The 15,826-nt window shown below is 37.9% G+C and carries 12 protein-coding genes; 9 read left to right on the top strand and 3 right to left on the bottom strand.

All coding sequences use genetic code 11. The features are described from left to right. Positions 1-35 precede the first annotated feature (35 nt). On the top strand, positions 36-1,241 hold the full coding sequence (locus tag J0L69_01670; GenBank protein MBN8691869.1) for a PHB depolymerase family esterase: 1,206 nt from the start codon (positions 36-38) through the stop codon (positions 1,239-1,241). Here J0L69_01670 and J0L69_01665 read toward each other — a convergent pair. Then, positions 1,238-2,758 carry an NAD(P)/FAD-dependent oxidoreductase gene (locus tag J0L69_01665; protein ID MBN8691868.1) on the bottom strand — a complete coding sequence of 507 codons (1,521 nt, stop codon included), beginning with the start codon at positions 2,756-2,758 and terminating at the stop codon, positions 1,238-1,240. The two genes, J0L69_01670 and J0L69_01665, sit on opposite strands and share 4 nt — an antisense overlap. Positions 2,759-2,894: 136 nt before the next feature. Here J0L69_01665 and J0L69_01660 point away from each other — a divergent pair, with 136 nt between their 5' ends. The 6 genes from J0L69_01660 to J0L69_01635 all read left to right on the top strand — a co-directional run bounded on the left by J0L69_01660 (position 2,895) and on the right by J0L69_01635 (position 9,989). Next, a complete protein-coding gene (locus J0L69_01660) occupies positions 2,895-5,366 on the top strand; it encodes a carboxypeptidase-like regulatory domain-containing protein (protein MBN8691867.1) in 2,472 nt (823 codons plus the stop codon). A 2-nt stretch (positions 5,367-5,368) separates the two neighbouring features. Then, on the top strand, positions 5,369-6,097 hold the full coding sequence (gene lptB, locus J0L69_01655; GenBank protein ID MBN8691866.1) for an LPS export ABC transporter ATP-binding protein: 729 nt from the start codon (positions 5,369-5,371) through the stop codon (positions 6,095-6,097). A gap of 6 nt (positions 6,098-6,103) precedes the next feature. Next, a complete protein-coding gene (locus tag J0L69_01650) occupies positions 6,104-6,556 on the top strand; it encodes a DUF1569 domain-containing protein (protein ID MBN8691865.1) in 453 nt (150 codons plus the stop codon). A 10-nt stretch (positions 6,557-6,566) separates the two neighbouring features. Beyond that, positions 6,567-7,364 (top strand): alpha/beta hydrolase, encoded by a 798-nt coding sequence (locus tag J0L69_01645; protein MBN8691864.1) that lies wholly within the window; start codon positions 6,567-6,569, stop codon positions 7,362-7,364. 179 nt (positions 7,365-7,543) lie between these two features. Continuing rightward, positions 7,544-8,425 (top strand): aldehyde dehydrogenase family protein, encoded by an 882-nt coding sequence (locus J0L69_01640; protein ID MBN8691863.1) that lies wholly within the window; start codon positions 7,544-7,546, stop codon positions 8,423-8,425. Between the two features lie 103 nt (positions 8,426-8,528). Then, positions 8,529-9,989, top strand: coding sequence for a glycosyltransferase family 39 protein (locus J0L69_01635; GenBank protein ID MBN8691862.1), 1,461 nt, complete (start codon positions 8,529-8,531; stop codon positions 9,987-9,989). A 197-nt stretch (positions 9,990-10,186) separates the two neighbouring features. Here the strand turns inward: J0L69_01635 and J0L69_01630 are convergent, their stop codons facing one another. After that, positions 10,187-10,861: an RNA methyltransferase gene (locus J0L69_01630; GenBank protein MBN8691861.1), complete on the bottom strand. Its 675-nt coding sequence runs from the start codon at positions 10,859-10,861 to the stop codon at positions 10,187-10,189. Positions 10,862-11,043: 182 nt separating this feature from the next. Between J0L69_01630 and J0L69_01625 the strand changes: the two genes are divergently transcribed. Both J0L69_01625 and J0L69_01620 read left to right on the top strand, forming a co-directional pair. Beyond that, positions 11,044-12,045: a patatin-like phospholipase family protein gene (locus tag J0L69_01625; GenBank protein MBN8691860.1), complete on the top strand. Its 1,002-nt coding sequence runs from the start codon at positions 11,044-11,046 to the stop codon at positions 12,043-12,045. A gap of 78 nt (positions 12,046-12,123) precedes the next feature. After that, a complete protein-coding gene (locus tag J0L69_01620) occupies positions 12,124-13,815 on the top strand; it encodes a M3 family oligoendopeptidase (GenBank protein MBN8691859.1) in 1,692 nt (563 codons plus the stop codon). A 180-nt stretch (positions 13,816-13,995) separates the two neighbouring features. Here J0L69_01620 and J0L69_01615 read toward each other — a convergent pair whose 3' ends face one another. Beyond that, a complete protein-coding gene (locus J0L69_01615) occupies positions 13,996-15,618 on the bottom strand; it encodes a funZ protein (protein ID MBN8691858.1) in 1,623 nt (540 codons plus the stop codon). Between the last annotated feature and the right edge of the window lie 208 nt (positions 15,619-15,826).

The following is a 15,826-nucleotide window of genomic DNA, read 5'->3' as shown; positions in this document are numbered from 1 at the left end:
TGAATTTATTTTTCGAACGGGGTTTTTTATTGAAGATGAAAACATTTTATATATTGATATTTGCTTTTTTCGCAAAAGCCGTGGTGTCACAACCGTTATCAAGCGAAGTAATGGATTTCGGTACTAACCCCGGAAACCTCAGCTTGTTTTATTACATCCCTAAATCGGCACGACCCAACGCCCCTTTAGTACTCGTGTTACACGGTTGTTCTCAAGGCGCAAATGCAGTAGCCGAATTAACCGGCTGGAATAAATTGGCGGATGATTATGGCTTCTGTGTAGCCTATCCTCAACAACATTTTCCAAACAATCCTTCACATTGTTTTAATTGGTTTAAGAAAAATGAAATTGAACGCGGTAATGGCGAGTGCGAAAGCATCAGGCAAATGGTAGAATATATGCAGAAGAAATTTTCTATTAGTAAGGATTCTGTTTTTGTGACCGGTTTATCTGCCGGTGCGGCTATGAGTGTGGTGATGATTGCAACACAGCCCGCGATGTTTAAAGCTGCAGCCATATTTGCCGGAGGGCCTTATAAACCCGGCAATAACATTTTTACTTCATCCGGAACAATGGTTTGGGGCGTGAATAAAACTCCGGAAGAGTGGAAAGAATTAGTGTGGCGCGAGAACCCCGCTTTTAAAGGACCTTATCCTAAGGTTTTTATTTATCATGGTAATAGCGATCCCGTAGTAAATGTTCGCAATGCAAAAGAATTAATGGAGCAGTGGACTTGTTTACATAAAGCGGATACTGTAGCCGATCAAATTGATTCTACATACATGGGTAAAAACGATGTTATGAGGTTAGCCTATCACAATAAGGATAAACAAGAGGCGGTAGTTTTTTATAAAATCAATAATATGGGACACGCGATTCCGATTGATCCGGGAGCTTGCAAAAATCAAGGAGGGAAAGGTGGCGTGTTTGCAACTGACAAAGGACTGTATTCTACTTACCATACCGCTGTTGAGTTTGGTTTAATTCCACAAATAAAAATAGAAGGCAACAGTGAAGTAAGCGAAAGTCAAAAAAATATTGAGTTTAAAGCACCAATGCTTAAAGACTTTGCCTATGAATGGATTTTGCCAAAGGGTGTTGAGGTAAATGGCGAAAAAAACTCAAACAGTATTCTAGTTAACTGGAATAATAAGAGTGGAAGTGTTTTATTAAAAATGATGGCGCCCGATGGATGTTGGTATTATGCGCAGCCCAAACAAGTAATTGTTTCGAAACCTTAGGAGGTTTCTTTAATTACTTTTTCGATTAAGTAAGGATATCCGAGAATTTCACTGCAGGTAACAAATGAATTAACGGTAACACCCATTACGCCGTGAAGATTGATGTTTTGGCCTGTTAAAAATAAATTTTTCACTTTTGTTCGTGGCGTAATAAATGATTTCATAGGCTCGTTGTAATCTTTTATAACACCATAAAGTGTTCCGTCACGGGAGCCAATGTAATCGCGATACGTTAGTGGGGTAGCACAGGTGTAGGATTTAATCGTTCCTTTTAATGAAGGCATGCGTTCATACAAAACATTTAATATTTTCTCTGCCTTTTCTATTTTAAACGCTTCGTAATCTTCTCCGCGCCCTTCCGTAAAATGTGGTTTGGTTTGAAACGTGTTTTCCCATTTTTTACACTCTTCATAGCGCATATATGCCATCACCGTAAAGTTTTCGGTAAAGCCCGGATTCTTAGAGCTTGTTGTTCCGAATAAGCCAACTGTTTCGGGCCAGGTTTCAAGGTTGTAATTCGGACTGCTCCAAACATTATCTACTGTATAATGATAAATATTGTAATTGATATGCGGCACTGTGTTTTCATGCGCCACTGCGTTAACAATAAAGGAAGAAATGGAATTGTCTAAGCTTTTAATTCGGTTTTTATAAGCCGCTCTTAATTGCGGACCCTCTACCATATCAATAGTTTTAGCTAAATCAATAGCCGAAATGAACATTTTTCCCTCTACACGTTCGCCATTCGTTAATTCAACCGATTCAATTTCGTCTCCCGAGAAATGAAATGTTTTAGCTTCGGAGTAATTAAAAATTTCTCCACCCATGTTCTTTATGGCGTTACTCAAATGCTTTGCAATTTGCGAGCTTCCGTCAATGCAACGATATGAGCTTTCGATGTAAGAATTAACCACTAAAGCATGCACATAAAAGGGAGTTTTTCCTTCGAGGCCGGCATACAGCATATTGCTTCCACCTAAAACACGGCGAAGTTTTTCATCACTCACAATACTTTCAATGAAAGTTCTGGAATCAACACTTAAATACCAGGCATTTTCAAAATCTTTTTTTCCGGTTTCTAAATTGTATAACGGAAAAGCTTTACAAACTTCTCTTATTTTATCAATGTAAAGTTGAATACTGGCTCTTTCCTTAGGGAAAAACTTACAAAGTTGTTCAACAAAATTCGCGTAACCCTGTGCATGCGGATAATTATTCGGATCTCCCTTGAAAGAAATTAAATCATAGCCGTTTTCGTCTAATTTTTGGAGTTTAAGCGCATCCATTAAACCGAAATATTTAAAATAACGGTTTAAATTTTGTCCCTCATCTAATCCGCCGATATAATGTACGCCCGTATCAAAAATGGTTTTATCGCGACTGAAAATTTGTAATGAGCCGCCAACTTGTCGATTTTTCTCCAACACACACACTTTCATTCCTTCTTTGGCTAAGATGTACGCTGTGGTTAAACCACCCATTCCACTGCCAATAATTACCGCATCGTATTTAGCCATATCAAAGCCTAAAAGTAACAAAATTGATTAGCCCCGCAAATGGTAATTTGTTAAACATTTTCGGGATAAACTTTGTTATTAACTCAAGCCTACTTTATTGCAACATCCTTACCTAATTATTACCTTTAAACCTCTGATGCGCGCTCTAAAAATAGTAGCTGTTTTGCTGATGGTTTCAGTTTTCACTTCCATACTGAAGGCGCAAACTTATACCATCCGCGGAAAAATATTTAATTCTGAAACTAAAGAGCCGCTTCCTTTCGTTCCGGTTATTATTAAAGGTACAACCATTGGCGCGCAAACCGATTTTGATGGAAACTTTGTCATTAAAACCACAAAGATGGGCGACTCGTTAATTGCCACTTATGTTGGATATAAGCGATTAGCTCGTAAAATAAACAAAACGCTCACTGATCAGGAGATAAATATGCCTTTGGTAAATGAGGGATTAGCTTTAGAAGAGGTAACAGTAAAGGCCGGCGAAAATCCAGCGCACCGCATCATTCGTAACGTAATCGCTAATAAAGTCAAAAATAACCGCGATAAACTCGAGGCATATGAATACGAAACCTATAATAAAATTGAATTTGATTTAACGCGAATTCCAAAGGAGATGCAGGAGAAAAAAGCGCTTAAACCAATCCGCTTTGTATTCGATAATGTAGACAGCACGTTTAGCGGTGAAAAGCCTTCCCTTCCTTTCTTCATGATAGAAAATATATCAGACTTTTATTTTCTTAAAGACCCTAAGCGTAAGCGCGAAGTTGTGCGTGCCAGTAAAATTACCGGTATAGAGAACACATCTATTTCTCAGGTGATGGGCGATATGTATCAAAACATCAACATTTATGATAACAATATTTTAATTTTCAATAAGCAGTTTGCGAGTCCTATTTCCAACGATGGTTTTTTCTACTATAAATATTACCTCGAAGACAGTTTGTTTTTAGGTAATCAATGGTGTTATCATATTCGCTTTAAACCAAAACGTCCGCAAGAACTTTCTTTCACAGGCAACATGTGGGTGGCCGATACAACCTGGGGTATTAAGCGACTGGAAATGGCTATGCCTAAAGATGCAAACATCAACTTTGTGAATACCGCTAATGTTGTTCAGGAATTTTCGTATGAAGACAGCACCTGGATGTTAACCAAAGACCGATTAGTAATTGATTTTGCACCGCAGAAAAAAGCAGTTGGATTTTACGGGAGAAAAACGACTTCCTACAAAAAATTTATTTTGAATAAACCGCGCGAATTGAAATTCTATGAACTGGGAGATAAAATTGACATCACCGAAGATGCAACAACTAAGACAGATGAATTCTGGCAGCAAAATCGTCATGATAGTTTGAGTGTTCGTGAAATGAAAATCTATAAAATGATTGACACGATTCAAACGTTACCTATCTACAAAACATGGATTGACATCTTTTACATTTTCGTAGCGGGATACGGTAAGGTAAATAATTTTGAAATTGGTCCGTATTATAATTTGGTTAGCTATAACAAAGTGGAAGGAGCGCGTCTGCGCTTTGGCGGAAGAACCAGTCGTAAATTTAGTCGCTGGTATGAGTTAGGCGGATATGTTGCGTATGGAACGCTTGATAAAAAATGGAAATACAGTTTAGGATTTAAATCTTTCATCACAAAAAAACCACACCGGCAGTTAGTAGGAATGAGTTTTAAAAGTGATTATGAAATTTTGGGACAAAGCACCAATGGTTTTTCTCAGGATAATATTTTCGCTTCTTTCTTCCGGACAAGTCCGCTTACTAATTTAACCCGGGTGGATAATACACAAGCCTGGTATGAGCGCGAATGGTTTCCGGGATTGATTACACGATTTACGTTAGCAGGAAGTTTATATACACCAATTGGCGCGGCAAAATATCAATACTACAATAAAGACGGTGTATTAACCGATAAAGAAAACTTAAGAAACACAGAGGCGCGCGTTAACATCCGGTTTGCCTATAAAGAAAAATTTGTGAGTGGTGATTTTGAGCGCGTGTCATTAGGAACACGCTATCCGGTTATACAGTTAAATTATGCAAAATCACTGCAGAATGCGTTTGGCGGCGAATACGATTATCAGAAATTAGCCGTTAATTTAACCGACCGCGTAAGGATAACTCCGATTTTAGGATACACGGATTACATGATTCAGGGTGGAAAAATTTGGGGACAAGTAGCGTATCCCTTATTGGAATTGCACGGTGGTAATGAAACTTACGTGTACGATTACATGGCTTATAACATGATGAGATATTACGAATTTGGAAGTGATCAATATGTTGCAGCAGCCATTATTCATCACTTCGAAGGATTGTTATTCAATAAAGTTCCATTATTGAAAAAATTGAAATGGAGAGAAGTTGTTAGCGGTAAAGCTGTATGGGGAACTGTTGAACCTAGGAATGCAAAAACATTAATTTTCCCTGAAACCTTACGGTCGTTAGAACAAGGTCCGTATGTAGAAGCAACTGCGGGAATAGAAAACATTTTCAAAGTATTTAGAGTAGATGCGTTGTGGCGATTAACCTATCCACGCGCGAACCCCATTGAGAATTTCGGATTTAAATTTAGTTTCCAATTAGCATTATAAAAATGATTTTACGCTCAGAAAATTTAGTAAAGAAATATAAAAACAGAACGGTTGCGAATAACGTTTCTGTGGAGGTTCGTCAGGGCGAAATCGTTGGTTTATTAGGCCCGAATGGCGCCGGAAAAACCACCTCGTTTTACATGATCGTTGGAATGATTAAACCAAACAGCGGGAAAATATTTTTAGATGATTTGGATATCACGAAAGAGCCCATGTATCGTCGTGCCCAATTAGGAATTGGTTATTTGCCGCAAGAAGCTTCTGTATTTAGAAAATTAAGCATTGAAGATAATTTGCGTGCTGTATTGGAAATGACGAAGCTCACCAAGAAAGAACAGGAAGCGAAAGTAGAAAGTTTATTAGATGAATTTAGTTTGCACCATGTCCGTAAAAATTTAGGCGATCAATTATCGGGAGGAGAAAGAAGAAGAACGGAGATTGCACGCGCGTTGGCAACTGATCCGAAATTTATTTTATTAGACGAGCCTTTTGCGGGTGTTGACCCTATTGCCGTTGAAGATATTCAGAGCGTTGTGCGAACTTTGAAAAATAAAAACATCGGTATTTTAATCACCGACCACAACGTACACGAAACATTAAGTATTACCGATCGCGCTTACTTATTGTATTCGGGAAGTGTAATTAAATCGGGAACTGCTGAGGATTTAGCGAATGATGAACAGGTACGTAAAGTTTATTTAGGACAAAATTTCGAATTAAGAAAACATTAGTGTTTTATGAAGAGTTTGTTTAAACAAAGCGACGTTGAAGAATTAATAGCACGGATCAATAAAGTTACTCCCGAATCAAAACCGCATTGGGGAAAAATGAACGCTGCACAATTAATGGCACATTGCATTGCTCCTCTCAAAATGGCACACGGTGAAATTCCCAGCAAACGTAATCTAATGAGTTTGTTGTTCGGAAAAATGTTCAAGAAAAAATACATCATTGGAAGTACAGTTTTCCCAAAGAATCTTCCGACTGACCCGCATTTTCTCGTTCCGAATCCCATGCAATTTGAAATGGAAAGAAAGAAACTGATTGAGAAACTTCAGGAATTCAGCGCTAAAGGTCCCAATGGAATTACCAATAAAGTACATTCCTTCTTTGGACCCATGATTGCTGAAGAATGGGATATACTTCAGTACAAGCATCTCGATCATCATTTAAAGCAGTTTGGAGTTTAAAGGAATTTAAATGATAAAGAAAGCAAAATTCAAAAACGGTGACATTCATTTTTCCGATGCCGGGAAAGGAAGAGTCGTTGTTTTGCTGCATGGTTTTTTAGGTTCGCACGAAATTTGGGAGCAAACTATTTCTAATCTTTCTAAATCCTATCGCGTTATCGCTATTGATTTACCCGGACATGGCGGCTCTGATAATTTCGGGTATGTACACACCATGGATCTTTTAGCCAAAAGCGTGAAAGCGGTGTTGGATCATTTGCATTTAAAGAAATACGTTTTAGTTGGACATAGCATGGGTGGTTACGCGGCCTTAGCTTTTGCAGATTTGTTTCCTGATAATATCAAAGGGATTTGCTTATATCATTCCTCAGCTTACGCTGATAGTGAAGAAAAAAAACGCGACAGAACCCGTTCAATAAAAGTGGTGAAGGCGAATCACCGTATATACACAACAGAAGTGATAAGAAATCTTTTTGCCTCTAAAAATTTAAAATATTTAAAAAAGGAATTGGCCTTTGCTTCTAAAATAGCAGGTAAAACTAAAAAGCAGGGGATTATTTCTGCATTGGAAGGCATGAAGGATCGTCCGGACCGCAGTGTGATTTTAGGATTAGTGGAATATCCCATTATGATGGTGATAGGGGAGCATGATAATGTTTTGCCTGCCTGGCAATTAATGGAGCAGTCACAAAAAATTCAGAACCGACATTTATTATACCTGGAGCACGACGGTCATATGGGATTTTTAGAATCGCCAAAAGCGTCTAACAAAGCATTACGCGCTTTTTTACGGGTTTGTTATAAGTAGTTTTCGTTATATCCTCAGGGCTAAAGCCCAATCTCGAGTATTAACTAACAGCGGCCTTAAGGCCGCTGTTAAACAAAGCACTGTACCTGGGCTTTAGCCCTGAAATGACCACCTTAAGGCAGTGGTTGTGTGAATATATTCTGCTTGGGCTTTAGTCCTGAAAGTTGTAATTTTAAGCAATGTCACGAATAGAAGTTTTAAAAACCTACAAATTATATATCGGCGGTCAGTTTCCCCGTACCGAAAGCGGCCGTTATTATACACTCATGAATGCAAAGAAAGAAGTGATCGCTAACGTGAGTCTATCCTCACGCAAAGATTTTCGTAATGCTGAGGTAGCAGCGCGTTCGGCCTTCGCAGGCTGGAGCGGAAAAACTCATTTTAACCGCGGACAAATTTTATACCGTGTAGCGGAAATGCTGGAAGGAAGAAAAGAGCAATTTGTCAACGAGTTAGTGCAACAAGGCTTAACCAAAAAACAGGCAGAAGCTGAAGTGCAGCTATCTGTCGACCGTTGGGTGTATTATGCAGGATGGTGCGATAAGTATCAGCAAATGTTCTCTACGGTAAATCCGGTTTCCTCCTCACACTTCAACTTTTCGGTGCCGGAACCAATGGGAGTAGTAAGCATTGTAGCGCCTGAAAAATCTTCTCTCTTAGGATTAGTTTCTGTTATTGCACCGGTTATTGCGGGTGGAAACGTATGTGTCGTTTTAGCCTCCGAAAAAATGCCATTATGCAGTATCACATTAGGTGAAGTATTAGCCACTTCCGATTTACCCGGCGGTGTAGTGAATATTTTAACCGGTACGTCCGAAGAGTTGCATTCGCATTTTTCTTCACATATGGATGTAAACGCTTTAATTTACTGCCGTAATAAGAAGGAAGAAATAAAAACCATTGGTGAAAATGCTTCTTTAAATGTGAAGCGCGTGTTTTATTGGGACAAAGACTGGACCAAAGCCGATTCGCAAAACCCTTATTTAATTCAAGACCTTCAGGAAATCAAAACCACCTGGCATCCGGTAGAAAATATCGGCACAAGCGGAAGTAAGTATTGAGGGTGGATTCGGATGAAACTAACCAATACTACTGAATTATTTAGATTGTTGTGTTTGAACTTTAAGGGTATCAGGAATAAGGGTTAAATGTGATAGTAGTATTATGAAATCAAGTAAATCAACTTCTTTCTTTCAGTATATTGGGTTGTTCGCCCTGATTTACTTGATTGTTTTTATAAAACTGGACAGTTTTCATTTGCGGTGGTGGGACGAGTCAATGTTCGCGGTGAACACTTATGAAATGATGAATAATTCAAATTATTTTTCTTTATACTTCAACAATGAACCGGATCTTTTTAATACCAAACCACCACTTACGTCTTGGATACAAATACCTTTTGTAAAGCTGCTTGGCTATAACGAGTTGGCAGTAAGACTTCCTTCTGCTATTGCTACCGCAGTAGTAATAATGTTAGTTTTTTCTTTTGTAAAAAAGCATTTTAATGTACTTATGGCCTGGATAAGCGCATTGGTGCTTTTAGTATCAAATGGGTTTATCGGATTTCATACTGCAAGGACTGGCGAAGCTGATGCAACTCTTACATTGTTTGTTTTTTGTAGCTTATTGTTTTTTATAAAATTTCTTATTGAAGGAAACCAAAAGCATGTCGGCTTCTTCTTTTTGTTTTTAACTCTTGCGTTTGCGACAAAGCTATTTGCCGCACTTTTGTTTGTTCCTGCAATGGTATTCGTTTTATACAAAAAAGGAAAAACGAAAGAGTTTATTCTCAGCCGTTACTTTGTATTTGGCATTTTATTGTTCTTGTTTTTTAACGGTATGTTAGTGTATTTAAGGGAAAGTGACACAAAGGGCTATTTAAAGGAATTACTTTTTAAGGACGCTGGCAGATTACTTGTTGCCGTTGAGAGCCATGGCGAACCGTTTAGTTTTTATATTGATAGTTTATTTTATAAAAGGTTTGCAACATGGTTCGCACTTCTGATTATTTCAATTAGTTATCACTTTTGGTCGCGTAAAAATCTTATTACTGATAAAATTCAAATAATATTAGATACAATTATTTATTGTTTGATTTCTTATTTGATAATAATTTCTCTTTCCACAACTAAACTTGAATGGTATGATATGCCTTTGTATCCACTTATGGCTGTTCTAGTAGGTTATGGTATAATGAAAATCATTACTTCACTTTTTAGTATAGATAATGTTAAAACACTACACCTGGTGCTTGTAATTATGATCATATTTGTTTGGCCATTTTCAGTGGCTTTTCGCAGATCGCAGGGGAATACAATAGCTAATGGTGAGAAAAAGCTTGAAGCATGTGAAATATATCTGCACAAAAAGATCAAAGCAAAAAGCAACCTGAATGGACTGAGTATCCTTACCTCTAATTATAACGGTTCCTTACTTTTTTACAAATATGTTTTACGTGAAAAAAGGCAAGACATGCGAATTAAAGGAGATGTGGATTTTAATGTTGGCGAAAGAGTTTTGATTTCGGAAGATAGTTTAAAGCTGGCCTTAAATACTAAGTACCAATGTAAGGTAATAGACAGAATAGATTACGCAATACTATATGAGGTGGAAAGCATCAAATAGATGCTTGACTCACTTTTTCGGATCACATTGATTTTAAAAAACCACCTGGCATCCGGTGGAAAATATCGGCACAAGCGGAAGTAAGTATTAGTGTCACGTCGAGCGAAGTCGAGACGCATTAAAAACTGTTTTAGTTCTCGACTCCGCTCGAACTGACAGAGTAAATATTACACGTCATAACTTCACTCGACGCGAAATCACTTCTTACTATAATAATCCTTTATAATCAAATCCGGTTTGCTAATCGAAGCTTTTAGCCATTCCAGATAAATTTCTTCTTTTTCTTTTTCGCTCAGTTGATAAGGAATATTTTGTTTGCGGATGCGTGTCGTAAGTTCATACATGCATAAAGCCGCGCTCACACTGATATTAAAACTCTCGGTAAATCCGTACATCGGAATTTTCACAAACTCATCCGCCACCTCAAAAACATCCTGTGTTATACCATCTATTTCTGTACCAAATACCAAAGCAAATGGTTTACTCACATCCAATTCAGAAATCGTGCAATCGTCCTTATGCGGCGTGGTAGCCACAATTCTGTAGCCTTTGCTCTTTAAATCCTGCAAACACTTTTTAGTATTGTTTTCTTTCTCTCTGTATTTATAAATACTCAACCATTGCGTGGAGCCCATCGACACATCTTCACTGATTTTGAAATTATTTCTGTTCTCAATGAAGTGCACATCCTGCACACCAAAGCAATCGCAACTGCGCAACACTGCGCTGGCATTATGCGCCTGATATACATCTTCCAAAACAACGGTCATGTGACGCATTCTCTCTTCTAAAACATCGTGTAAACGTTGTTTTCTTCTATCGCTAACAAAACCAGACAAATAATTTATGAGTTCTTGGGTATTTTCCTGCATAATGCAAAGATACTTTTATTTAAATTTACCATGAAGGAGAAAAATCAATTCTGAGGTTTAATGAGCAAATATACAAGTTAGTAGGTTTGAGTTAAATAAAGGGACAAGAGAACTTGATTTTACCCTTCAGGGATTGAGACACAATTTTACGGAGTTATTAGACGGAAAGGATTAATAGTAATATGAAAACAAAAAAAATTGACTTAGCCCTTCAGGGTGGAGGAGCGCACGGAGCTTATTCATGGGGCATTATTGATCGCCTATTGGATGATGAGCGCATTGATATCGAGGGAATTTGCGGCACCAGTGCCGGCGCCATGAATGGGGTTTGTACCATTTACGGTTTAAATAAAGGTGGCCGGAATATGGCGAAGCATTTGCTCGTGAAGTTCTGGCATAAAATTTCCGAAGCAGGAAAATTATCCGGATTGCAACCTACGTGGTTTGATAAAATGGTAAGTAAAGGGAACATGGACTATTCGCCTACTTACAAATTTTTCAGCATGACAACAGAAAACTTAGCGCCTTCGCAATTTAATCCGCTTGGCTTTAATCCGCTCGAAAAAATATTGAACGATTTAATCGACTTTAACGAACTTCATAAATTTAATCCGCCTAAATTATTTGTTTGCGCAACCAATGTGCGCACCTGTGAACCGAAAGTTTTTGGCCCATCTGAAATTTCAGCGAAAGCGATTTTAGCTTCGGCTTGTTTGCCTTACTTGTATAAAGCGGTTGAAATTGACGGAGAATATTATTGGGATGGCGGTTATATGGGAAATCCTCCTTTAGAGCCCTTAATTGAACATACCGAAGACGCTGACGATATTTTATTAATTCAAATTAATCCGATTAAAATAAAAAACGTACCGTCGAACATTGAAGAGATTAAAGACCGAGTGAATGAAATAAGTTTTAACTCCGCATTAATGCACGAATTAAAACACATACAGTTCAAACAGGATTTAATTGCCAAAGGAATTAAAATAGATGATAAGGCGCAAAAAGTGCATATTCATCATATTAGTGCCGATGCGCATTTAGGCGATTTAAATTTATCGAGTAAACTAAATACATCATGGGATTTTCTCATGCACATTAAGGAACTAGGTTACAAAGCCGCTGATGCCTGGTTGCAAGAGAACTTCGACAAAATCGGAAAAGAATCAACATTTAGAATTTAAATAAACCTCACCCACCGCAAGCGGTCCCCCCTCTCCTAAAAGGAGAGGGATTAAGGGTGAGGTCAACAACGGGTTTATATGCAACGCAACTACATACCAAAAGATTTTACCATTACAACGTGGGAATTGTTAGAGCCTTATTTTAAGGATTTACAAAACAGAACTATTTCATCCGAAGCTGAGTTAGAAAAATGGCTGAAGGATTATAATGAACTCGGTGCCGTAGTGAGCGAGAACATGGCCTGGCGTTATATCAAAATGACCTGCGATACCGCCAATGAAGAACTACGCAACAGCTTCAATGATTTTGTGGTGAACATCGAGCCGCACATTTCTCCAATCAGCAATGAGCTGAATAAAAAACTGGTGGAATCTCCATTTGTAAACAGTTTAAACAAGGATAAATATTTTGTTTATCTGCGTGGGATTAAAAACAGCATTGAATTATTCAGAGAGAAAAACATTCCACTGTTAACGGAGTTGCAACAAAAGGAACAGCACTTTGGAGAAATTTCCGGCGCGCAGAGCATTGAGCATAACGGTGAAAAAATGACTTTGCAAAAGGCATCGGTGTTTTTAAAAGACCTTAACCGCAATGTGCGTGAAGAAGTGTACCACAAAATTCAGAACCGCCGCGCGCAGGATGAAACTTCATTAAACGATTTATATACGGAGCTTATTAAATTGCGCCATCAGGTGGCATTAAACACCGGCTTTAAAAACTTCCGTGATTTTAAACATCAATCCTTAGGGCGTTTTGATTACACGGTAAAAGATTGCTTAAACTTTCACGAGGCTGTGCAAAAGCATGTGGTACCTTTAGTGACGGAGCAAGAGAAAAAGCGTAAGGAATTATTAAAATTAAATGATTACCGTCCATGGGACAAAGAAGTGGATGCTGAAGGCAAACCGCCGTTAAAACCATTTACTAACGGTAAGGACCTAACCGAAAAGACCATTGATTGTTTTAATAAAATTGATCCTTGGTTTGCAGATTGCGTTAAGACCATGGATAAAATGGGACGATTGGATTTAGAATCCCGCTTAGGAAAAGCACCGGGGGGCTACCAATATCCATTATATGAAACGGAGATTCCGTTTATATTTATGAATGCCGTTGGCTTACACCGCGACATGGTGACGATGGTGCACGAAGGCGGACATGCCATTCATTCTTTCTTAGATATTCCTTTGGATTTAGTGGACTTTAAATCACCGCCAAGTGAAGTGGCAGAGTTAGCGAGTATGAGCATGGAGTTAATCTCAATGGAACATTGGGATTCATTTTTTCCGAATGCTGATGATTTAAAGCGCGCCAAGCGCCAGCAATTAGAAAGTGTGTTGGATGCTTTGCCGTGGATTGCTGCCGTGGATAAATTCCAGCATTGGATTTATGAAAACCCCGAGCATAGTGTTGTCGACCGTTATGCGGCCTGGACACAAATCATGAAAGACTTTGGCAGCGGGGTAGTGAATTACGAGGGATTGGAAGCCAATTTGAAGCGCCGTTGGCAGGTGCAATTGCATTTATTTGAAGTACCGTTTTATTATATTGAATACGGTTTCGCGCAATTAGGCGCCATTGCGGTTTGGAGAAATTATAAGAAAAATCCTAAGCAGGCCATTGAGCAATACAAAACCGCTTTAGCTTTAGGTTACACCAAAACCATTCCTGAAATTTACAAAGCAGCCGGCATAGAATTTAATTTCTCGCCGGAGTACGTAAAAGAGTTAGCGTTGTTTGTGAAGAGCGAGTACGATAAGTTGTGATCAAATTTTTCTGAGATTCCTTAAACAACAAATGTTCTAACGCGATAGCGTAAGCGAGAAAGCGTAGAGGTAACGGCTTGCGGATTGGCGAAGTGCCGCCTTCATTATTGTCTGCCGCGCTTTTCGCGCGGCAATTATTTTATGTCGGGCGGCATTTTGCCAATGTGCTGTTAGCGGTAGTTATTTATTGTCAATTTTTCTTGTAGTCTTAATAGTTCTCTTTTCAAACCTTTTACCTGTGTTAAATGCTTTTTGAAGTCCATAATGGATTGAATATCGAACACCCTCCTTCACTTTTGGATTAATGTTAGAATAAGTCCTTTCTCTATAAGACCAGTGAATATGAGGTTCTGAATCAACGGTATCTTCTATATAGCAAATAACATTTAGGTCAAAGAGAAACTGAAGGAATTTATCACTTGAACCGAAAAATATTGGCACCTCAATCGAATTCTTCTCGATATGATCCGCAAATTGATTATAACAAAACATAAATTCATCATATACAAAAGAAGTTTTGCCGTTTAAAAATTCAAAGAATTTTAGAAATATCTCATAATCTGAATCAGAATGATAAAAAGCGAGATAGTCCTTTATTTCTCCCAGCAGGTAATCGGAGTATTTTGATCTAAAGGTTGAATTTTCAAAATCAACTTCATCGATTATGGGTAGTTTTCTATCCACTTCCAGTTTCACATTTTCTTGCAAAATTTTCATCATTGTAACAATGTCCCGTGGTCGAAACATGGAAAAGCGCAAAAAAGAAACAAACGAGTCATCTTTCTTTCCAGTTCTTGTTTCGTTCTTGAAAGGAAAATAAAAGTCCCACGATTTACCTAATTCAAAAAATTCGGTCTGTTGAGAATTTAAAATATTATCAGCCATCTTAAACAGACCAGAATTCCTATATTCGGGATATGTTGTTTTCCAGTCCAGAAGGACACCGTTGTCACGAATTTTATTATTAAGATTCTGAAGCCCTAATAGGGAGAAAATATCTGGCCTAACAAGCATCATTACTTTTAATCGTCCTTTAGAGTCTTTTACTTGAGAAAAGAAATCATTGTTCAGTGTCCATACGGCATTAGCTAATCCTTTAATACATTCAAGATAATCTTCAAAAGGAATATTTCTTGGTCGAATGTCTATTCCATCAATAAATAAAATGTGGTTTCGTTCTAAGTTCAATGATGATAGTGCAGTTTCGAATTTTTTCTGAATGTAAAGCAGATTAATTTGGAATTTACTTTCGGTAAAAGTTTCACTATGTTTTTCTTCTCCAGCGACTTTAAACGCCTTGTGTAAAAGTTCCGCAACTTCTTTTGTCTCATCAATAATGTTAAGCGCAAAAATAATTTCAGGAGAAAAGGCTGATTTATAGAAAGTATCTATTGCATCTTGGAGTGGTCGGAATTTAGAAAACTTAGAAAATATCACGGTTTCCTTCTCGCTTTTCTGAATTTGTTGTGAAATCAATAAATAAATTAACACCTTCCAAATATTTGCATATTCAGTAAGAGTTAAATGCTTTTCCTTTTTAAGCTTAATGAATTTAACGTACTCAGTTTCTCTTATGTAGTTTAAGTAAGAACTAGTATTAGAAAAGTCGTTGTTAGCGAGATATAAGGAATATGCAGTTTTACCTGTCCCTTTGTCTCCAACGAGGAAATAATTGGTAGGTTTTAAAACGGCATATAGCTCATCGTTACGGATGAAATATCTATTTAACAGTTCTTTAAATTCTTTTTTTTTGTAGTTTTCGGCATCACCGAACCCCAAATTTAAATCTTTATATTCCCTCATATTTTCTATTTATAATTACCTATAACGTTTTGCGGCTACTGGCCGTTGGGCTTTCGAAGCATCAACTGTCTATAACCACAAATGTCTATATTAAGATACAAATGTTTTTGCAGCGCCGCAATTAAATTCGCGAAGCACCAATTGTCCGCGCGCGCTGCGCTTATACTTCCGCCCAATGGCCAGTAGGTGCTGTTACTGGTTGGTGGCG

This window comes from Bacteroidota bacterium (assembly GCA_017303905.1).
Lineage (GTDB): Bacteria > Bacteroidota > Bacteroidia > B-17B0 > Aurantibacillaceae > JAHEYG01.
Note: the sequence above shows the minus strand (reverse complement) of the source record. Positions and strands in the feature narration are given on the sequence as shown.